The following is a 19,301-nucleotide window of genomic DNA, read 5'->3' on the forward strand; positions in this document are numbered from 1 at the left end:
TCCTCTCAGAGAGTTACGGTTTTCGGATAGATGAACCAGGCCAGCCGGGGCGTCAGGCGCGGCATGATGACAAAGGTCATCAGCCCCACCTGGATGCAGACCGTGACCAGCACGCGCAGCGGCAGCGGCCAGCCGGCCATCAGGGGCCCAAGCGTCAGGTTCAGAGCCAGCACCAGCAGGAAGACCACCGCCACCAGCACCAGCGCCATGCGCAGCGGCGCGGGTTGCGGCACCCGCGTGCCGGGCGGCGGGTCGAACCAGAACTCCAGCCCGGTCATGCGCTCCCAGGCGGCATCGGCGGCAAACAGCGGCGCGGCCTCTTCCAGCATCTTCGCCCGAAAGGCCGAGCCCTCGAAGGCCTCCAGATGCGCCACCGTGTCAAAGCGGAAGATGCTGCGATACAGACCATCCGCGCCTGGCCGCTGGATATCGGCGCCCAGATAGCCCGGAAATTCCCGCGCCGCCCCCGCCGTCAGTCGTGACAGCCAGGCCTCGTAGTCTGCCTCGCGCCCCGGCTTCACCCGGCGGCGCACCACCACGGTCACGGGATCGCTCATGCCGTCACCGCCGGCAGGTCGTACCAGTCCGGCTTCGACTGCTCCCACAGATTCTTGAGCATCCGCTTGCCCGTTGGCCCGTCCACCAGCCCGGCCGAGATCAGCCAGCGCCCTGCGGCAGTGATCTCCTTCACCACGCGCGACCCGCAGGTGCCGCAAAAGGCGCGGCGGCTGGCCTCGGAAGACTGGTACCAGACCAGCGCCTCTTCACCCGTCACCACCAGGTCGGCACGGGGGGCGGCGAGGAAGGCGTTGAAATTGCCGTGCATCTTCTGGCAGTCGCCGCAATGGCAGGCCAGAACCCCGGCCGCGGCGGCGGGCATTAGGATATGAACCCTGCCGCAATGGCAGGTGGCGGTCAGCCTGTCGGTCATGTCCTGATCTCCCGGTTGTCAGGTGGCGGAAACGGCGGCAAAGGCCCAGTTGCGGCCCTTGGCCCGAAAGATCGCCTGGTTGATCCAGACCATCGCAAAGGGCTCCAGATACCGCGCCTTGGTCAGGTCGCCCGCATCCAGCGGCTCGAACCCCAGATCCGCCAGCACCTGCGCCACCTGCGACTTGGCCGCCTCGTCGTTGCCGGCCATGAACATCACGGGCCGGTGCGGCAGCACCGAGGTGTCGGCCATGATCTCGGCCCCCACCTGGTTCAACGTCTTGACGACGCGCGCCTTGGGCAGCCAGCCCTGCACGATCTCGGCCCCGCTGGTCGTGTGGCCATGGGTCAGGCCCATGCCCTGCGCCGTGCGTCCGATCGGGTTCATGCAATCCACCACCACCTTGCCCGAAAGGTCGCCCAAGGCGGCCACCGCCGCCTCGGCCACGCCCCAGGGCAGGGACAGGATCACCAGATCTGCCGCCGCTGCGGCATCGCGGGGCAGGGCGGCCTTTGCCCCGGTCTCTGCGGCCAGCGCCGCCACCGTACCCGGCTCGCGCGCCCCCAGCCAAAGGTCATGTCCCTTGCCCTTCAGCCCGCGTGCCAGGGCCGATCCCACATTCCCCGTGCCGATGATCGCGATCCGCATCCCCGCCTCTCCCCGAGCCGGCGCTTGTGCCGGGCCATGGTCATCAGGTAGGACGGCTTGGCCTGCATGAAAAATGAAATCGTATCATGTCCGATATCAGTGATAATGAACTTCGTCGGCTCGACCTCACGCTGCTTCTGGTCTTTCTCGGCCTGATGCGGCACCGCAAATCCACCGATGTCGCGCGCGAGCTGGGGCTTACCCAATCCGCCATCTCGCAGGCGCTGCGGCGGTTGCGCGACATCTTCGGCGACGAGTTGTTCCTGCGCCGCCCGCACGGGCTGGACCCGACCGCCGTGGCGCTGCGGCTGGAGCCGGCGCTGGCCCGCGCGGTGCAGGCGCTGCGCGGCGCGCTGGCCGATCCCGCGCCGTTCCAGCCGGAAACCACCTGGCGCGTGATCCGTCTGGCCGCGCTGGACGCCGAACAGGCAGTTCTGCTGCCGGGGCTGATCCGCGACCTTGCCGCCTCTGCGCCCGGCCTGCAGCTTTCGGTGCGGCCCCTGGCGCGGCGCGAGGCGATGGAGGCGCTGATCGCGGGCGAAATCGACCTCGCGCTTGGCTTCTTCTGGTCTGCGCCCGACAGCCTGATTGCAGCGCCGCTTTACCGGCAGGATTTCGCGGTGGCCGGGCAGGCGGCCGTGCTGGGGCAGGGCGATCTGACGCCCGCCGCCTATGCTGCCTTTCCACATGTCCTCGTCTCGCCCGCGGGCGATCTGCGCGGCATCGCGGACGAGGCGCTGGCGGCGCTTGGCCTCGAACGGCGCGTGGTGGCGGCGCTGCCCGCCTTCCTGCCCGCGCTGGCCGCCGCCGCAGAGGCGCCGGTCGCGGTGACGCTGCCCCGCGCGCTGGCCGAAGGCTTTGCCCCGCGCTTCGGCCTTGTCACGCGCGCGCCGCCCGTGGCGCTGCGCAGCTTTGCCGTCACCGCCTTGCGCCACCGCCGCAACGAACATGACCCGGCGCTTCTGTGGCTGATCGACCGGCTGGCTTCGGCTGCAAGCTCGGACAATTCTTAAGTCCAAGTTAATGCGTGCTTGCAAGCCATTGAAATCATTGTGCCCAGCAAAGCGCCCGAGCTCGGACGCCCCGGAAAGCCGGGCAGGGGGCTTGCGCCCGTCCGGGAACAGGGGTAAGGGGCGCGCACTTCACAGGTCGGGTGAGGGCCTCCGGGGGAGAAATCCCCGGCGGTCCACCGGTTCGGGGGCAACCCCGGAAACCCCGGCCGAGGTTCAAACCGGAAAGGAAACGGACATGGCTCTTCCCGAGTTCTCCATGCGTCAGCTGCTTGAAGCTGGCGTCCACTACGGCCACCAGACCGCCCGCTGGAACCCCCGCATGGGCGAGTACATCTACGGCGACCGCAACGGCATCCACATCGTCGACCTGACCCAGACCGTCCCGATGCTGGACCAGGCGCTGAAGGTCGTGCGCGACACCGTCGCCAAGGGCGGCCGCATCCTCTTCGTCGGCACCAAGCGCCAGGCCCAGAAGCCGATCGCCGAAGCCGCCGAAAAATGCGCCCAGTACTACATCAACCACCGCTGGCTCGGCGGCACGCTGACCAACTGGAAGACCATCTCGAACTCGATCCAGCGCCTGAAGCAGATCGACGAGATCCTCGCCGGCGGCGCGGAAGGCCTGACCAAGAAGGAACGGCTGAACATGGAGCGCGACCAGGCGAAGCTGCAGGCCTCGCTCGGCGGCATCCGCGAAATGGGCGGCACCCCGGACCTTCTGTTCATCATCGACGTGGGCAAGGAAGACCTGGCGATCCTGGAAGCCCAGAAGCTGGGTATCCCGGTCGTGGCCGTGGTCGACACCAACTGCTCGCCCAAGGGCGTGAACTACGTGATCCCCGGCAACGACGATGCCGCCCGCGCCATCTCGCTGTACTGCGACCTCGTGGCCCGCGCCGCACTTGACGGCATGTCGGCCCAGCTTGGCGCCGCCGGCGTCGACCTCGGCGCCCTGGAAGAAGCCCCCGAGGAAGAGGCGCTGGAGGCCTGATCGGCCCCCGTCACCAAAGCTTCACCCGGCGGGAGTACCTCCCGCCGGTATCCGAATTCAGGAGTCTGACATGACGATCACCGCGACAATGGTGAAGGAACTCCGCGAGCTGACCGGCGCGGGGATGATGGACGCGAAGAAGGCGCTGACCGAAGTGGCCGGCGACATGGAAGCCGCCATCGACTGGCTGCGTACCAAGGGCCTGGCCAAGGCTGCCAAGAAGGCTGACCGCGTTGCGGCCGAGGGCCTGATCGGCGTGGCCGTGTCGAACGGCAAGGGCGTGGCGGTCGAGATCAACTCGGAAACCGACTTCGTGGCCAAGAACGCCGACTTCCAGGCTCTGGTGCGCGAAGTGGCCAAGGTCGCTCTGGAAACCGGCGACTCGATCGAGGTGGTGAAGGCTGCCGACCTGAACGGCAAGACCGTGGACCAGGTGATCCAGGAAGCCATCGCCCGTATCGGCGAGAACATGAACTTCCGCCGCCTTCACGTTCTGGAAGGCAGCACGGTCGTCTCTTACGTCCACAACGCCGCCGCTGATGGCATGGGCAAGATCGGCGTGCTGGTTGCGCTGAACGGGCCGGAAGACAAGGCCAAGGAAATCGGCAAGCAGTTCGCGATGCACATCGCCGCAACCTCGCCGCTGTCGCTTTCGGAAGCCACGCTCGACCCGTCGGTGCTGGAGCGCGAACTTGCGGTGCAGACGGCCAAGGCGCTGGAAGAAAACGCATCCTCGGCCAAGCCGAAGCCCGATGCGGTGATCCACAACAACATCATCCCAGGCCGGATGAAGCGCTTCCTGGCGGAGAACACGCTTCTTGGTCAGGCCTTCGTGATCAATCCCGATATGACGGTCGAGCAGGCCGCCAAGGAAGCGGGCGTCGAGATCACCGGCTTTGCCCGCGTTGCCGTGGGCGAGGGCGTCGAGAAGAAGCAGGAAGACTTCGCCGCCGAAGTCGCGAAGGCGCTTCAGGGCTGAGCGGAGATCGGGCCGCGCCTGCAGGTGCGGCCCATTCAATGCATCGCTGGAAAGAGAAACGGTGCGGTCCCGCAAGGAACCGCACCGTTCTTTTGCGCCGCCTTGGGGATGAGGACAGGGCGCAACCGTTGCGCAGACCGGGAGGGAAGCCGTTGCGCAGTTAATCCCGGGCTGCAGGACCAGCGAACCGTTGGCATTGGCCAAACGGGCTGCACATCCCGCTGCGCGTGAACTTGAATGACGGTCTCAGCTTTTCCGGGGACTGAACAGTCAGGGATTCCCTACCTCTTTCGTATAGGTCTGGCCGGTGTTGCGCACGGGAAACAGCAGGTTCAAGGCCACAGCGCGGGCTATGGCCTGGGCGGTCGTGTCCACGTCCAGCGCCTCGCGGGCCAAGCGCAGGTGCTTTTCCACCATCGCCGGGCTGACCCCCATGATCAGCGCCACATCCTGCGTGGTCTTGCCATCGGCCACCCATTCCAACGCCTCTCGCTGGCGTTGCGTCAGGCGATGCAGCGTGGACATCGCCGGATATTGCAGCAGGCAGAGGTGCATCATGTGGGCCACCGCGAGGATCTGCGATTTTTCGCTCGCCCAGATGTCATCGACCTGTTCGTGGGTCATGCCCACGTCTGCCATGAGGCCGAGCGCGGCTTTCGTTCGGGCGTGAAATCGCGGGAAGGCCACTGTGATGCCGGCGACAATTCCCATCTCTCGATCTTGCTGAAGGGCCTCGACCTCGTGAGGCAGAATCTCACCCGCAGCGACCGCGGCCGGAATCCATGACCATGTGCACGCACCCTCGTTGCTTTCTGCCCATCGGTAGAGGGCGGTGCGCGTGAAGGAACCGCTTTCGAGGTAGGTGCGGATGAATTCCGGCCCAAGCGTGGACAGGAAGAGACGGTTTGCCGGATCGGGCCAATGGTTCGCGCGTTGCCCTCGCGCCAGGCCATAGATCGCGCGCGAAAATCCGAGGCTGGCGAAGTGGGCGCTTGCAAGGGACCAGACCGCATCGGCGCTGCGGGCCTCGGCTATCTGGGTCAGAAGGGGCAGCACGCGCGTCATCGCCTGTCCGTTCCGGCCGCCTGGCGACCATTGTCCTTGTCCTCTCCGTGACTTAACGATGCTGCAAGCGCCCTGTCGAGGGGTCAACCGGGGGGAAGCATATGGCTGATGTTGTTGTGATCGGCGGTGCGGTGATGGGGTCGTCCTGCGCCTATTGGCTGACGCGGCTGCATCCTGGGCTGAATGTCGTGGTCGTCGAGCCTGATCCGACCTATGCGAACAGCGCCACTGCGCGGTCTGTCGCCTCGATCCGGCAGCAGTTCTCGGCGGCGGTGAACGTGGAAATCTCGCGCTTCGGGATCGGTTTCATCCGTGAGTTCCAGGCGAGCCTCGGCCATGATGTGGGCGTGCCGTCGCTTGGGCTGAAGGAGAACGGCTATCTGTTTGTGACCGGCCGTTCGGAAAATGCGGCGGTCATGGCGGACCTGGCGGCGATGCAGTGCGCACATGGCGCGGCAACAGAAATCTGGGGGCCCGACCAGATCAAGGCGCGGTTTCCCTGGCTGGAGGTGGGCGACCTGGTGGCGGGGAGTTTCGGGCCGCGCGACGAAGGCTGGTTTGACAATATGGGGCTTCTGTCCGGTTTTCGGACTGCAGCGCGGGCGCAAGGTGCGCGCTATGTCAAGGATCGCGTGACTGGCATCGAGGTCTCTGGTGGCCGGGTGGCCGGCGTGACCCTGGCCGGAGGGGAGCGGATCGCCTGCGGAGCCGCGGTGATGGCAGCGGGCGTACGGGCGGCAGAGGTCTGCCGCATGGCAGGCATCGAAGTGCCGGTGGAGCCGCGCAAGCGGACGGTGTTCGTGATCGACGCGCCGAACGCGCGCCACCCGGACGCACCGTTGTTGATCGACCAGGGATTCTATCTGCGGCCTGAGGATCGCCAGTGGATCACGGCGACCGTGCCGGATACGGATGGGCCTTGTGATCCCAATGACTTCGAACCCGAACTTGATCTGTTTGAAGAGGTGATCTGGCCACAGCTTTACGCCCGTGCGCCGGGGTTCGATGCAGTGAAGGTGGTGCGACACTGGGTGGGGCAGTACGATTACAACGTGCTGGACCAGAACGCGATTTTGGGGCCGCACCCGGCGGTGCCGAACCTGCACCTGATGACGGGATTCTCGGGGCACGGGTTGCAGCAATCGCCGGCAGTCGGGCGCGGCGTCGCGGAACATCTGTTGCACGGCCGTTGGCAGACGCTGGATCTGTCGGAACTATCAGTGGAGCGAGTACTATCGAACCGGCCGATGTTGGAACGCGCGGTGGTGTAGGGCTGGATTGAAGGATGCGGTGCAACATACGGATTTGGCATTAGTTTCTTGCTTCATCCGTGGCGCGGCGGAAGCCGGACGGCATATCGAATGCATGACATAATATTGATTATCAGATTTTCGGCTTTTTCCGCCTTTCGTCCCGCTAGTTCAGCAGTCTTCGCAGGGCCGACCGTAGAATATGGACTGTGGACACGTCAAGCCCCATAGGTTGTGCCCGTCCACAAATTCTAGACCCCCCTGCCGACCCCCCTGCCGCGAAAACGCGAAAGGGGGCACTCGCCCCCTAGATGAATGACCCCACTTAGCGCCCGATCTTAACGCGGAATTATGTCAGGTGGTCCGAAAGGTCAGCCGTCCTTACGCACCGCCTTCGGTTCCCAGCCGACCCGCCGGGCGAAGCCCCAGCTTACCGCGACACCAAGCGCGCCGAGATACCACGGCGGGGCATCGGTCGCGAGGATCTGGAAACCCCTTGACACAACATCTTGCACCCCCGGCACGAAGGCCAAAAGCGCCGGAATTGCGATCACGACCGACCAGAAGTCGTCTAGCCACGTCGCCGCAGCCCACGCCCGCGCCGCCTTTTCGCCATCATCTTCGGCCACCGGCAGGCCCTCGTGATCCATGGTCATCGCCGCATCGCCCGCACAACGATGTAGGCCGCGACCGCGCCCGACACGATCACGGCAGCGGCCACCTGACCCTCTCTGGCTCCGTCGCCAGCCTTGGACCCGAACGCGAAGAAGCCGCCACCGGCACCCGCCCCGATCAGTCCAGCCAACAGAATGAGCGGCATCACTTGACCCTTTCGAGCGCGTCCAGCCGGGCCGCATGGGCCGCTGTGACGGTGGATATCTCCCCGAGCTTGTCGGCAGTCTGATCAAGCTGGGCGACAAGGCGTTGGAAGATGTAGGCCCCGGCGGTTATGGCGGCAGACCCCGCGAGGCCCGCCACCACCTGCCAGATTGCGAGGTCAGTCAACATCGCCTCACCGCTTCTGCATGATCCACAGGGCGACGGCCCCGAAGGCCGCGATCGCGAGCCACTTCTTGCCGGTATCGGTCAGGCTGAATTCCCGGCCCGCGTTCGTGACCTTGTAGTTCGCCAGGTCATAGCCCGCGAATTCGTCGCCCTCCAAAGCCGAGGTAAGCAGCCCGTCCACATAGTTGCGTTCCACCGCGCCCTTGACCCCCGATGTCAGGTTGTCCCACCAGCCCGAAAGACCGCCGCCCGTGGCCGGGGCGTCGTCGTCTTCCTCGTCGTCGTCGCCTTTGAGGAAGTCCAGCCAGCCGCCTTGTTCTTCGGGCGTGACCAGAGGGGTTTTCTCGGGCGAGTTCTCCCCGCCCCAATCGAAGCGACCGCCCAACAGTGTGCCGATTGCCATCTCACTTCCTTCCCATCAGATAGACCAGCGCCGCCGCGCCCACCGCCAGCGGCATCACTTCGCGAAGGCCCTTCCCGGCCTGCGCCCCGGCTTCATAGGTGCCCAAGGCGATGCCCCCGGCGGCACCAACCCCGATCAGCCCCAAGAGCCACGGAATTCCCAAGATTGCAGGCATCAGATTACCCCCGGATACAGGATGCGGAATTTGTCGAGGACTTCGGAATAGTAGGTTTCGCGCGCCGCCCTATAGCTGTCGCTCAATCCCTCCCATCCCGGCCCGCCGTTGTAGGCTTTCGTGATCCACGCCCGATCAGCGCGAATTGTGGACAGGTATTGCAGATAGGACGTGCCGAAGTAGATGCCACCCGCATCTGTCGCTAGCGCCTCAGTTGTGGCCGGAAACTGCCGATATCCGAGGCGCGAATACAGGTCCAGCGCCGTTCCCGGCTTCACCTGCATCAAGCCTACCTCGCCCGCCGATCCGCGCGCGGCGCTGCCCTGCGACCCGCTTTCCTGTTTGATCATCGCGGCGACCCATCCATAATTGGCCTTGGCCCATGGACTGACCACCGCCCAATTGCGCCGCAGGACGCTTTCCCACGGGTTGCCGCCGCCGACCGAAGGCAGGTTGTCCGAGGATATCGGCCACCACGGCGACACGCTGTTGTCGTCGTCCTTGCTGTCCTTCCCTGTCGTGGGCGCGGGGCTGGACGTGCCAGCCAAGCCGAGCCGCTCTAGCAGGCCGTCCAGCTTGCCGTTCTGCCACGCCCACCAGCCGCCCACCGCCAGCCCCCCCACCACTACCAGCCGCCCCGCTCCCATCACCGCACCGTGAACAGCGACACGTCGCCCATGTCGCGGATATCGAGGATGGTTTTCAGGACCACCGTTTCCGGCACCGTGACGAAGGCCGCGAGGTCGGGCCCCACCTGGAATTCACCGGATGCGAAGTTCGCCCCGTGCTTGATTTCGGCGGCAGTGTAGCCCGCCGCCGCCTTCCAAGTGTCAATCTCCGCTTGGGTGTAGCTGCCCGCGATGCACACCAACTCTTCATTGATCGAGCCGTCCGGGCGATAGCAGGGGATGGACGTGTTGAAGGCCGCAGCCGGGCGCAGGGGCAGGAAGGCGACCGAGGCTTTCGGCAGCACCATGATTTCGTTTGCCACATCGGTTGCGGCTACCGTGTTGAAATAGTTGACATGGAACCTGCCCCGCTTGGACATGAGGCCGATCCCGCGCCGCCGCCCGGCGGCAGGCCCGCCGCCCGCCACGTTCTGAATGACAGTCGAGGCTTTGGCGCGCGTTGCCGCGAAGGTCCGATGATCGGGCATTTCGGCCGAGCCGACCGCGCAGAGGTCAGGGCCGCGCAGGATCTGGACTTCGGCTGTCACGCTGAACGGATTGAGCAGGCTCACCTTGCGCGCCAGCACCGGCACCGCCTGCCCCGTCCGCAGGCGCATCAGGTCCGAGCCTTCTTCAAACGCGATGAAGGGCACGTTGCCTTCCACATAGCCGAGGCCCCCGCGCGCCTCCACCGGCTGTTTGCCGAAGGGCGGAATTCGGATGAGTTCGTGCGACCAGCGCATTACCGGCTTCCTTTCGTGATGAACAGCGCCCCGAGGGCGAACAGCATGGTCATTGCCGCCATGCTCTTGAGCGTGTCGGAATAGTCGCCCGTCTTCACGTCTGCCGCGAGCGCGAGCGCCTTTTCCGCGAGCGTCTGGTTTCCGTCCACAACCGACCCGGCGAAGTCGTAGGACGTGGAAAGGGCTTCCGAGGCAAAGTCGATCACGAATTTGCCTTGCTCAACCATTTGCTCCATCCAGTCGATAGAGGCGCGCAGGGTTGATTGAGCCATCCCGGCCATCTCGATTTGGTTCCGGTCGGCGAGGTCAAGCACCTGCCGCCCGAGGCCCAAGAGGTCGGACATAGACGCCCGCTGACCCGACATCAGGACTTCAAAGGAAGCCCCCAATTGGCCGATAAGCGCCTTCATCACCTCGTCCGAAGGGTCCACAATCACGCTATCAAGGATCTGCGTTCCTGATTGCAGGATCGCATCGCGCGACATGGCAACTTGCGTGGTGTTCGTCGTGGTGTTGCTCGTGTTCGTCGTCTGGTTCCAATTCGAGGAAGAATTGGAGGTCCAAGACGAATTCGAGGAAGACGACTTGCTGTCAGACCCCATGAAAGCCCCCCATCGGGATGCCGTCAGTGTCCGAGAACACCGAAGACAGGTCCGCGCCCATCATGCGCGCCATGGCCCGCACCCGCTCCGTATGGACGCGCAGGGGCTTGCCCATCACTTGCGCCGCCCCGAAGACCGATTGCAGCACAACAGCCGCAAGGCCCTTGGCCATTGACCGGGCCATGTAGATGACCACAAAGCCATCATCGCCATGCCCGAAGATCGCGTAACCGGCCAGCTTGCCGCCGTCCACATAGGCCAGCGTCAGGCAGTCATCGCGCGCGCCAAGGGCCGCCACCTGGGCGGCTTCATCGGCGGGAAGCTGCGCCGCCAGATCGGCGGCCAGAGGGGCTTTCGTGACCGAGATTTTCACCGGATTTTCCCCCACAGATACTTTGCCAGCAGGGCCACGGCGACACCGACCGCGATATCCCGCACAAGGCCCGTGATCGGCGTAGAGCCGCCCGCCATCGTGCCGCCGACCCCATCCGAGCCGAACACCACATCGCCGAAATCCCACGCTCCATTGAGGCCGTTTGCGGCGCTGTTGCCGCCGCCGTCCGACCAGAACGGCGAGGTCAGGTCAGACCGCGCGTAACCGTCCGTGTAGGCGTCCGATCCGCTGATCGGCGTGTTCGCGAAGGAAAACCCAAGTTCAAAGGGAACACCCGGCATCAGCGCACCACCAAGAGAATGACCAGCCCCGCGACGAAGGCCCCGGCCCAATACAGTTCGCGGTTGTCGCCCCGCTCCACCTTGACGGCTTCAAGCTGGATATCCTGCCGCTGTTCGGCCAAATCCAGATCGCGACCGCGCTTGTCGGCCCGCTGATTGGCAAGAGCCGCCCTGCCCCGCGCGAGGTTTTCGGCCACGCCCGCCGCGTCGTCGCTGAAGTTGTTGACCCTCTCCGCGACCCCGCCGAGGCCGTCGAGAAAGCCGAATATCCCGTCCCACATCTTCGCCATGCTTGCCCCCGATTTATGGACGGGGCGGCACCGTAGCGCCGCCCCAAGTCTTCACCCGCCCGAGGTCAGCGTTGCAGCGCGTAAAGGCCGCAGTGGAAGGTGATCAGCTTGATTTCTGCCGCCGCCTCCCCGAAGTTCAGCGTCAGGCGGATATCGGCATTGCGCCGCACCTGGGCCATTTGGGCGAGCGCCGCCAAGCCCTTGTTGGCATCGCCTTCGCGCCAGAAGTCGATGAAGAGGTTGCCGGCGGCAAGCTGCGACGTGTCCTTGCCCCAGAGCGCGCCCAAGGCCATGGCGGCCGGAACGGAACAGTCGAACATCTGTTGATCGTCCACCCGCAGGCCGTAGCCGTCGATCCGCTTGCCGTTCAGCGCCCGGACCCAGATAGCGGCCAGGTCGATCCCGTGCGGAATGTCGCTGATCGTCTGTTCGCCCGAGGCGCTGAACGAATACCGCTGTTGGCGGTGCGTGATGATGTAGCCGATGGGCCGCGCGACGGGGGCATACTCCGTCGCGACGATCAGCTTCATGGTCGCGAGCCACGCGGTTTGCAGCTTCACCAGAAGGCGCACCGAACGGATATTGGACGTGCCAAGCAGGTAGGCGTCTTCGTGCAGGTCTTCCTTGAAGAAGCCGGGCGAGCCGAAGCACATCCAGTGGATGCCGTCGCGCACATCCCAGTTCATCAACTCGTTGAAGTCGATCAGTTCGGCGGCGGTGAATTCCTGTTCCACCTTGCCGTTGATCTCCAGCGCGACCGAAGCGACATACTTCGCAAGGTTGGCCGAGTTCAGCCGGAAGACGCCCATTTCGGCGACCGTCTCGCCCGCAATCGCGGCGCTGTTTTCGATCCGCAGGCCGAAGGCGCGGTAGGTGTAGAGGCCCACCGGGAAGTCGATGACCGCCGTGCCGTCCGCATATTGGTTGCTGATCGTCGGCAGGTTTTCGTCATACCGGAAGTGCTGCGGCACCCGAAGGTTCCGCGCCTGTTCCGGGTTCACGCCCGAGGTTCGGATATTGCCCGTCCGCTCACGGGACGCGCGGGGTTGCTGTGCCATGTCGCTGCCCCCCGGATCAGTTCAGGAGCGACTTGAGCGGCGTCTTCTCTTCGAGGACGCGGAAGATGATCGTGCCGACCACGACCGCGACCACCGCGTTGACCATAGATTTGGACATACTGGCCCCCCTTGAGGCTGGTTAGGTTGAAAGTGCGGCCATTTTCGCCAAGTCGATAATCTCCCGCAAGCCGGGAAAAACCATGAAAAACCGTGACAAAGGCGAACATTCCTCTTGCGTTATTATGTAATGTAAAGGATCGTAACATTGCGAAGATCACCGGGCAGGTTGCCACATGTTGCCATCTATCGAGGCCGCTTTCATGCGGGCGGGACGGTCGAAAGCCGCCATCGCCCGCCACATGGAAATGACGCCCAAGACCCTTCACGACTACATGACCGGCGCGCGCCCCATCCCGGCCCACCGCCGCGCGCGGCTGTCTGCCGCCATGGGGGGCGAGGCTATCGACTGGCCCGCCTATGAGCGCGAGCGCCAAGAGGCGCAGGACAGGCCACCAGAGCCGCGCAAGCTGTCGCGTGACCCCGGCCCTGCCCGTGCCCCTCAGAAGCCGCCAGAGGCCCCGCCAGCGCCGCAGGCGCTGCCCGACACCTGGGGGCACCCGGCACCGCGCCAGAAGCCGCCACAGGCCCCGCCAGCGCCCGTCAAGGTCCGCGCCACCCCGAAGCCGCCAGCGCCGCCCAAGGCCGCGCCAGCGCCCGCCACGAAGGCCCCGCCGAAGAAGACCATGCTTTTCGGCTTCATCCCGCTTGTTGACGACACCGAGGACGACGAATGACCGATCTTGAAACCATGGTCATGCAGGCCGCACCGGCTGACGCCCCGGACCTGTCGGGCATCATGTCGGCAGAGGACTTCACCGGCCCGGAAGCTGCCGAGGCGGCAGAGGTCTTCGCGCCCGAGCCGGAATTGATCAGCCCCGAAGTGTGGGGGCAACAATGGGGGCTGTTGCATGACATGCTTGGGGGCATGGTGCAGGCCCGCACCGGCGCGCCCTGCCCTCTGGGGCAACAGGCGAGGTCCGAAGGCGGCATGATCGCCGCGCAGGCGTCTTACGACCTTCTCGCGCTCAATCCGGCAACGGCCCGGCTGTTCCTTGGCGCGAATTCCACGTTCTTCGGGCAGGTGCTTGCCGTAGGCGTCCACGGCTTTGCCTGCGTCCAGCTTGTCAAGGCTTCCATCGCCCAAGGGCAGGCCGCGACCATCGAAGGCGAAGCGACCGAAGGCCCCGCCTTCGCGTCCAGCCGGGCCGCGTGATCCATGCCGTTCGCGACCGATGTGACGGCGATTTGGGGAGGGCGAGGATCTGGAAAGACCACCCTCGCCCGCCAGCTTGTCGCCAAGGCCAAGATCAAGCGCGCCGTGATCATCGACCCCATGGCCGAAGACGGATACACCACGCCCGGCCAAGTCGTGAACGCCATCGAGGCGGGCGAAGCCCGCGTGATCATGCGCAATCCCGCGAAAAAGGCGCAGATTGACACGATCTTCGCGGCGTTCCTCGCCAGCCGGAAGGATCGCCCGGTCTTCATCGTCTGCGACGAAGCCCCGGCCTACCTGGACAAGAATTCCGATGCCCTGTCCAAGATCATCTTTCAGGGGCGGCACCGCGCCTTCGGGATGCTGATCATCGGCCAGAGGCCGAACGCGGTAAGCGCGCAGATCAGATCGCAGGCCGCCGTGACCTATTGGCTTCGCCTCTCCGATCACCTGGACGTTTCGGTCGCTGCGCAGGCCATCGGGCCGAAGGCCCGCACCCTCTCCACCCTCGCCCCCGGCGAGTTCATCCGCCACCCAGAAAAGGATTGATCCCATGGCGAAGAAGAAGACCCCCCCGCGTTCGGCCAAGACGGGCCGTTTCCTCAAGAAGGGCGGCAAGAAGGGGAAGAAGAAGTGAAAACCCCGCTTTATGCCAGTTGGCGGGACGTGCCGCCGGAAACGTGGCCGTGGCCCCATTTCCGGCCGTCCGAGCTTGCCTGCCGGGGAACGGGGCAGCTCATGGTGGACAGCGAGGCAATGGACAAGCTGGAAGCCCTGCGCCGCCTGATTGACGCGCCGATGGTCATCAATTCCGGCTATCGCTCCCCGGTCCACAATCGGGCCGTCCAAGGCGCGCCCCGGTCGAAGCACATGGAAGGCATCGCCTTCGACGTGCGCATGGAAGATCACGACCCGCACCGCTTCATCGCCGCCGCCCGTGAGGTCGGCTTTACCGGCATCGGGACGTATCCCCACATGGGCTTTGTCCATATCGACACCGGCCCGGAACGGTCTTGGGGCGACCCCTTCCCGCCGGACGACGACGAAGACCACGCGCCGCCGCCCCCTGCCCTGCCCCGCAAGATCACGCTGGCCCCGCCGCCGAAGGCGAAGGCCCTGCCGCGCGCCCTGTCGAAGTTCTGGCCCCGGCGTTGACATTCGGTTGCCTCGTGACTGGCCCGCCCCTTCACCGGGGCGGGTTTTTTCGTTCTGCGGCCAATGCCAGGGCGACCGAAAGCCCGACCAGACCGAACGCGCCCAAAATCCCGAAGACGTGCGGCCCCAGCCCGTCCGATCCGGCAAGACCGGCCTGAAACCCGGCCCACCAGTCTGTCGAGCGTTGCCCGGCCCAATAGGCCACAAGCACGCCAGCCGAACCCGCCGCCGCCGCCGCCAGCCTCATTGCGAGCCGTTCATCTGCCATCGCCTTCCCTCCGCCATGTCGCGATTTATGGACGTTTCCGCCCGGTGCGCCAGTCCATATTTCCGGGCGCACCGGCTCCGCCTTCCCTTCCTCTCAGCCAGCCCCCCTCTCCGCTAGGCGAGCGTCCTGCCGCCTCTTGGCCTCGCTGTAGCCATAGCGCGACGTTTCCTCGCTTAAGCGCCTCAGTTCGTCCGGTTCGTATTGCGCGCCAGCCCGCGGGCCGGGGCTTGCCCCGGCGTCTAGCGGGCGCGAGTTCCGCCCGGCGCGGGACGCGCCTCCTTCCTCTCTTTCTTGTTTTCTCTTGCCTCTATTGAGGGGGGAGTTTTTTTCCCCCCTATCAGGGAGTTTTTTTCCCCCCATACCGGGAGTTTTTTTCCCCCCTTCTTCAACGTCCTGTCCGACCGGAAGGGGGGAAGTTTTTTCCCCCCTTCCCGGCCCGATGATCGCAAGCCGATAGACCACTCCAACGCCCTGCCCCCCCCTGATCTTGCCGCCATGCTTGCGCGCCACGGGCACCAAGACACCGGCATCCCGAAGCCGCCTAAGCGCCGCCTTCACCGTCTTGTCGCAGAGGCCGCAGCCCTGCTCGATCTGCCACCGTGCTTGATCGGTTAGCGGGCCGTCCTTCTTGGACCATCGGCAGAGGTAATAGAGGACCGTCAGGGCAGACAGGCGTATCCCTGCCGCCTCCGCTGCCTCCAAAACTGCCGTTGTGTAGATGCCCTTCCGATAGCCCTCAGACGCTGGGGCTGTCATCGCCTGCACCTTGCAGCGGCCCCAGGTCCATCACCGTCTGGTGAATTTGGCTCGATGCCTTCATGCGCGCTATTCTGTAGAAGACCGTTGACCGCCCGCGCCCAAGCTGCTTTGCGATCACGGGCACTCTAAGCCCGTGGTGCAGGCCCAACAGGATTTCCCGGTCTTCCGCCGGTGTAAAAGCCTTGCCTCTGCCCCGTCGATTCTTGCTCATTGTCTCGCCTCGTTTAAGGCGAAGTCCCCGCTTGCTTTCGGGCGGTCCATAATCCATATTTAGGGCCGTGAAGGTTCACCCCGACACGCGGCCAGCCTGCCCGGTAGTCTTCGCAAACGTCCCCGTGGGCTGGCCCCCTCCCCCAAAAAAACTGAACGTTTTCCGAGGGATAATATTGATTATCGGATAATCATGTCCTTTGCGATCAGGCCCTTTCAAGGGTTTCGACGGAAAGGATCGTGGGAAGATGTCGGGCGATTTCTTCCCAGTGGTCGCCCTCGTCCGCGCTCATGAAGATCGAGCCCGAATTGGTGCCGAAGTACACACCCGCAGGTGTGCACCGGTCCGTGGCCATCGCCTGACGCAGCACAGTGAAGTAGCAGGCTTCCTGCGGAAGTCCGCTGCCCTGCCGCGTCCAGCTTTGCCCACCGTCGCGGGTCCGCCAGACCGCAGCGGATGCGCCGGGTGGAAACCGGCCGAGCATGTCTCCGTTCAGCGGCAGTACCCAGGCAGTTTCGGAATCGGTCGGATGGACGGCTATCGGGAAGCCGAAAGTCGAAGGCAAACCGGCGGAAACGTCGGCCCAGCTTCGGCCGCCATCGCGGCTGACAAAGACGCCGTGGTGGTTCTGTTGATAGAGAAGATCGGTGCCCACTGGGGCTGCGGCGCTGCGTGCGAAGTTGTGGACGCAATGGCCGACTTCGTGGCCGGCATGGCCATGCCCGTGGTCATGATCCTGGGCCCCGTCCTCGTTGGACCGGCGATTTCGGCGGTCCCAGCTCTGGCCACCATCCTCGGTCGCGAAGACACCGGCGGCCGAGATTCCGACCCAGAGTTTCTTGGGCTCTCCCGGATCGGCGACGATGCTATGCAGGATCAGGCCCGCCGCCCCCGGTTGCCAGCTTTCCCTTGACGGATGGTCTGAGAGGGATCGGACCTTCTCCCAGGTTTCGCCGCCATCCTTGCTGGCGAAGAGCGTCGCCGGTTTCGCGCCGGCATAAAGCGTGCTGCCTGACAAGCCGAGCGACCAGAGGTTCTCGATCTCGCCGGTGAAGGGAGCCGGCGGCGCGGGAGTCCGGCCGATGTGGGCGGCGAAATCCGGGTCGGCTGCCAGCCATTCATCGAACTTGCCAGTGGAGAGGCGCGAGACCGTCCAGGTGGCACCGCCATCGGTGCTGCGCCAGACCCCTGCCCCGGACCATTCGCCGCCGCCGGCCGCCCAGATGGTGCCGTTGACCGGGTCGCCGAGGACGTGGTTGATCGACCAGCCGTCGCAGAACGGGCCACGCACGGACCAGCTGCCTTCCTGCGGGGCGATCAGGAAGACGCCCTTGGTCGTCCCGACGAGGATGGTCACGTTCCGGTCCATGGCAGCCTCCCTGCTTGCGCAGGACAAGGCTAACATGACATCGTCGGCCGTTTAATCGGAATTCACGGACGGGCCAGAGCGTCGTTCAACAGGGTGAGTACGACTGACGGTGGCACGTCTTCAGCGACGAAGGCCTGGCCGATGTCGCGCGCAAGGATGAAGCGCAGACGGCCATCCACGACCTTCTTGTCTTGTCCCATCAGGTTCAGAAGATGCTCGGCCCCTGGCAACCCGCCGGGGATGTCGGACAGGTCGGTCTTCATGCCCATGGCCTTCAAATGTGCGCGCACACGGCTTGGCGCCTCTTGCGGGCAAAGGCCGAGGCGCTGGCTGAGTTCGAATGCCAGAGCGCAACCGATCGCCACACCTTCGCCATGCAGGAGCCGGTCGGAGTATCCGGTTGCCTTTTCAAGGGCATGACAGAAGGTATGGCCAAGGTTCAAGAGCGCACGCTCGCCTTCTTCGGTCTCGTCCCTTTCGACGATGCCTGCCTTCATCTCGACTGAACGGGCGACGGCGCGATGGCGCGCGACCTTGTCGCCGGCTGCCAGCTCCGGTCCCGCGGATTCGAGCCAGTCGAAGAAGGCGGCGTCGCCAAGGAGGCCGTATTTGACGACCTCGCCGTAGCCCGCGAGGAAATCGCGCGGCGGCAGGCTGTCAAGCACGCCAATGTCGGCCAGGACCAGCGACGGCTGGTGAAAAGCCCCGACAAGGTTCTTGCCCTGCGTGGTGTTGATGCCTGTCTTGCCGCCGACCGAGCTGTCCACCTGGGCAAGCAGAGTCGTGGGAATCTGGACGAAGCGCACCCCGCGCCGCAGGACGGCTGCCGCGAAGCCCACCAGATCGCCGATCACGCCGCCCCCGAAGGCGATGACGATGTCGCGGCGTTCGATCTTCTGTTCCAGCAGCCATTCAACGCAGCGGGCGAACTGGGGCCAGCCCTTGGTCCCTTCCCCAGGCGGCAGGGAAAGGGTGCTGACGGCGATGCCTTGTGAAGCCAGGGCAGCGACCAGCCGCTCGAGATGAAGGGCGGCCACGGACTCGTCAGTCACCACAGCAACTTTGCGCCGACGAAGGAAGGGCAGAATTTCGGCCCCTGCCCCGTCGATCAGACCTTCGCCAATGCGCACCTCGTAGGATCGCGCCCCAAGCGCGACAGGAACAACGGTTCGCATGCGTCAGATATCCTCCAGAACATCGGGCCGGGTCGACAGGGCGCCGATCACCCGACGCGCGGTTTCTTCAACCGACAGGTCGGGTCCGGAATCGACCGTCAGGTCGGCCAGCGCGTAGAGAGGCACACGGGCCTCGTAAAGGGTGCGCAGTGTCTCGCGTGGGTTGGCCGTGCGCAGAAGCGGTCGCGTTGTCTTGTGGCGAACGCGCTGCCACAGTAGCTCCAGATCCGCGCGCAACCAGACCGACACGCCCGACTCGTGGATCAACTGTCGGTTCGACTCGGATAGAAACGCACCGCCGCCTGTGGACAGGATCGCTGGCTCGGACTTCAGAAGCCTGCCCAGAACCTCGCTTTCCCGCGCGCGGAAGAAGGGTTCGCCGTCGCGTTCGAAAATCTCGGAGATGGGCCGGTTTGCCGCGCGCGTGATTTCTTCGTCCGAATCGAGGAAAGGCACCGTCAGCAGACGGGCGATCATGGTGCCCACCGCTGTCTTGCCGGCCCCCATCATGCCGACCATCACAACCGTCTTCTTCAGCCGCAGCATCGGCCGTCTGCCCCCCTTAGGTCGCGCTCCGTTGGCTTCGGACCGA

The 19,301-nt window shown here is 65.1% G+C and carries 28 protein-coding genes; 8 read left to right on the top strand and 20 right to left on the bottom strand.

Annotation, left to right across the window (positions count from 1 at the left end):
* Positions 1–5 precede the first annotated feature (5 nt).
* From JO391_RS06800 to JO391_RS06810, 3 genes are read right to left on the bottom strand one after another with little or no spacing between them, the layout of a single operon-like run.
* Positions 6–557, bottom strand: a complete 552-nt coding sequence (locus tag JO391_RS06800; protein ID WP_220663609.1) for an antibiotic biosynthesis monooxygenase — start codon at positions 555–557, stop codon at positions 6–8.
* Complete coding sequence (locus JO391_RS06805; protein WP_220663611.1) at positions 554–931, bottom strand: GFA family protein; 378 nt, start codon at positions 929–931, stop codon at positions 554–556. The genes JO391_RS06800 and JO391_RS06805 overlap by 4 nt, the downstream gene beginning before the upstream one ends.
* An 18-nt stretch (positions 932–949) precedes the next feature.
* Positions 950–1,579: an NADPH-dependent F420 reductase gene (locus JO391_RS06810; RefSeq protein WP_220663612.1), complete on the bottom strand. Its 630-nt coding sequence runs from the start codon at positions 1,577–1,579 to the stop codon at positions 950–952.
* A gap of 86 nt (positions 1,580–1,665) precedes the next feature.
* On the opposite strand from JO391_RS06810, the gene JO391_RS06815 reads away from it, so the two are divergent.
* The 3 genes from JO391_RS06815 (at position 1,666) to tsf (ending at position 4,562) form a co-directional block, all read left to right on the top strand.
* On the top strand, positions 1,666–2,592 hold the full coding sequence (locus JO391_RS06815; protein ID WP_220663614.1) for a LysR family transcriptional regulator: 927 nt from the start codon (positions 1,666–1,668) through the stop codon (positions 2,590–2,592).
* 235 nt (positions 2,593–2,827) lie between these two features.
* On the top strand, positions 2,828–3,583 hold the full coding sequence (gene rpsB / locus JO391_RS06820) for a 30S ribosomal protein S2 (RefSeq protein ID WP_220663616.1): 756 nt from the start codon (positions 2,828–2,830) through the stop codon (positions 3,581–3,583).
* A 70-nt stretch (positions 3,584–3,653) separates the two neighbouring features.
* Positions 3,654–4,562, top strand: a complete 909-nt coding sequence (gene tsf, locus JO391_RS06825) for a translation elongation factor Ts (RefSeq protein WP_220663618.1) — start codon at positions 3,654–3,656, stop codon at positions 4,560–4,562.
* A 270-nt stretch (positions 4,563–4,832) separates the two neighbouring features.
* Here tsf and JO391_RS06830 read toward each other — a convergent pair whose 3' ends face one another.
* Positions 4,833–5,627, bottom strand: a complete 795-nt coding sequence (locus JO391_RS06830) for a helix-turn-helix transcriptional regulator (protein WP_220663619.1) — start codon at positions 5,625–5,627, stop codon at positions 4,833–4,835.
* Positions 5,628–5,728: 101 nt separating this feature from the next.
* Between JO391_RS06830 and JO391_RS06835 the strand changes: the two genes are divergently transcribed.
* Entirely contained in the window at positions 5,729–6,898 is a 1,170-nt protein-coding gene (locus JO391_RS06835; protein ID WP_220663620.1) for an NAD(P)/FAD-dependent oxidoreductase, read from the top strand.
* 350 nt (positions 6,899–7,248) lie between these two features.
* Here the strand turns inward: JO391_RS06835 and JO391_RS06840 are convergent, their stop codons facing one another.
* The 12 genes from JO391_RS06840 to JO391_RS06895 all read right to left on the bottom strand — a co-directional run bounded on the left by JO391_RS06840 (position 7,249) and on the right by JO391_RS06895 (position 12,496).
* Positions 7,249–7,533, bottom strand: a complete 285-nt coding sequence (locus tag JO391_RS06840) for a hypothetical protein (RefSeq protein WP_220663621.1) — start codon at positions 7,531–7,533, stop codon at positions 7,249–7,251.
* Positions 7,530–7,697, bottom strand: a complete 168-nt coding sequence (locus JO391_RS06845; protein ID WP_220663622.1) for a hypothetical protein — start codon at positions 7,695–7,697, stop codon at positions 7,530–7,532. The genes JO391_RS06840 and JO391_RS06845 overlap by 4 nt, the downstream gene beginning before the upstream one ends.
* Positions 7,697–7,885 (bottom strand): hypothetical protein, encoded by a 189-nt coding sequence (locus JO391_RS06850; RefSeq protein WP_220663623.1) that lies wholly within the window; start codon positions 7,883–7,885, stop codon positions 7,697–7,699. Before JO391_RS06850 ends, JO391_RS06845 begins: the two co-directional genes overlap by 1 nt.
* Before the next feature lie 4 nt (positions 7,886–7,889).
* A complete protein-coding gene (locus tag JO391_RS06855; RefSeq protein ID WP_220663625.1) occupies positions 7,890–8,285 on the bottom strand; it encodes a hypothetical protein in 396 nt (131 codons plus the stop codon).
* A 1-nt stretch (position 8,286) separates the two neighbouring features.
* Positions 8,287–8,460 carry a hypothetical protein gene (locus tag JO391_RS06860; RefSeq protein ID WP_220663627.1) on the bottom strand — a complete coding sequence of 58 codons (174 nt, stop codon included), beginning with the start codon at positions 8,458–8,460 and terminating at the stop codon, positions 8,287–8,289.
* Positions 8,460–9,068, bottom strand: coding sequence for a transglycosylase SLT domain-containing protein (locus JO391_RS06865; RefSeq protein ID WP_220663629.1), 609 nt, complete (start codon positions 9,066–9,068; stop codon positions 8,460–8,462). The genes JO391_RS06860 and JO391_RS06865 overlap by 1 nt, the downstream gene beginning before the upstream one ends.
* Before the next feature lie 38 nt (positions 9,069–9,106).
* Positions 9,107–9,871, bottom strand: a complete 765-nt coding sequence (locus JO391_RS06870) for a hypothetical protein (protein WP_220663631.1) — start codon at positions 9,869–9,871, stop codon at positions 9,107–9,109.
* Positions 9,871–10,356 (bottom strand): hypothetical protein, encoded by a 486-nt coding sequence (locus JO391_RS06875; RefSeq protein ID WP_220663633.1) that lies wholly within the window; start codon positions 10,354–10,356, stop codon positions 9,871–9,873. Before JO391_RS06875 ends, JO391_RS06870 begins: the two co-directional genes overlap by 1 nt.
* Before the next feature lie 106 nt (positions 10,357–10,462).
* Positions 10,463–10,846, bottom strand: a complete 384-nt coding sequence (locus JO391_RS06880) for a hypothetical protein (RefSeq protein WP_220663635.1) — start codon at positions 10,844–10,846, stop codon at positions 10,463–10,465.
* Entirely contained in the window at positions 10,843–11,148 is a 306-nt protein-coding gene (locus tag JO391_RS06885) for a hypothetical protein (protein WP_220663637.1), read from the bottom strand. Before JO391_RS06885 ends, JO391_RS06880 begins: the two co-directional genes overlap by 4 nt.
* Positions 11,148–11,438 (bottom strand): hypothetical protein, encoded by a 291-nt coding sequence (locus JO391_RS06890; protein WP_220663639.1) that lies wholly within the window; start codon positions 11,436–11,438, stop codon positions 11,148–11,150. Before JO391_RS06890 ends, JO391_RS06885 begins: the two co-directional genes overlap by 1 nt.
* Positions 11,439–11,503: 65 nt before the next feature.
* Positions 11,504–12,496, bottom strand: coding sequence for a hypothetical protein (locus JO391_RS06895; RefSeq protein WP_220663641.1), 993 nt, complete (start codon positions 12,494–12,496; stop codon positions 11,504–11,506).
* Between the two features lie 293 nt (positions 12,497–12,789).
* Between JO391_RS06895 and JO391_RS06900 the strand changes: the two genes are divergently transcribed.
* The 4 genes from JO391_RS06900 to JO391_RS06915 all read left to right on the top strand — a co-directional run bounded on the left by JO391_RS06900 (position 12,790) and on the right by JO391_RS06915 (position 14,927).
* Complete coding sequence (locus JO391_RS06900) at positions 12,790–13,290, top strand: hypothetical protein (protein ID WP_220663643.1); 501 nt, start codon at positions 12,790–12,792, stop codon at positions 13,288–13,290.
* Entirely contained in the window at positions 13,287–13,769 is a 483-nt protein-coding gene (locus tag JO391_RS06905; RefSeq protein WP_220663645.1) for a hypothetical protein, read from the top strand. The genes JO391_RS06900 and JO391_RS06905 overlap by 4 nt, the downstream gene beginning before the upstream one ends.
* 3 nt (positions 13,770–13,772) lie before the next feature.
* The gene (locus JO391_RS06910) at positions 13,773–14,321 is read left to right on the top strand and encodes an AAA family ATPase (protein WP_220663646.1); all 549 of its coding nucleotides are present in this window, start codon (positions 13,773–13,775) and stop codon (positions 14,319–14,321) included.
* A gap of 84 nt (positions 14,322–14,405) precedes the next feature.
* The gene (locus tag JO391_RS06915) at positions 14,406–14,927 is read left to right on the top strand and encodes a YcbK family protein (protein WP_220663647.1); all 522 of its coding nucleotides are present in this window, start codon (positions 14,406–14,408) and stop codon (positions 14,925–14,927) included.
* 31 nt (positions 14,928–14,958) lie between these two features.
* Here JO391_RS06915 and JO391_RS06920 read toward each other — a convergent pair whose 3' ends face one another.
* The 4 genes from JO391_RS06920 to JO391_RS06935 form a co-directional block, all read right to left on the bottom strand.
* Positions 14,959–15,195, bottom strand: a complete 237-nt coding sequence (locus JO391_RS06920; RefSeq protein ID WP_220663648.1) for a hypothetical protein — start codon at positions 15,193–15,195, stop codon at positions 14,959–14,961.
* Positions 15,196–16,370: 1,175 nt separating this feature from the next.
* Positions 16,371–17,534 carry a WD40/YVTN/BNR-like repeat-containing protein gene (locus JO391_RS06925; RefSeq protein WP_220663649.1) on the bottom strand — a complete coding sequence of 388 codons (1,164 nt, stop codon included), beginning with the start codon at positions 17,532–17,534 and terminating at the stop codon, positions 16,371–16,373.
* Between the two features lie 62 nt (positions 17,535–17,596).
* Complete coding sequence (aroB, locus tag JO391_RS06930; RefSeq protein ID WP_220663650.1) at positions 17,597–18,709, bottom strand: 3-dehydroquinate synthase; 1,113 nt, start codon at positions 18,707–18,709, stop codon at positions 17,597–17,599.
* Between the two features lie 3 nt (positions 18,710–18,712).
* Positions 18,713–19,255, bottom strand: coding sequence for a shikimate kinase (locus tag JO391_RS06935; RefSeq protein ID WP_220663651.1), 543 nt, complete (start codon positions 19,253–19,255; stop codon positions 18,713–18,715).
* Positions 19,256–19,301 lie beyond the last annotated feature (46 nt).

Source organism: Neotabrizicola shimadae (genome assembly GCF_019623905.1).
Lineage (GTDB): Bacteria > Pseudomonadota > Alphaproteobacteria > Rhodobacterales > Rhodobacteraceae > Neotabrizicola > Neotabrizicola shimadae.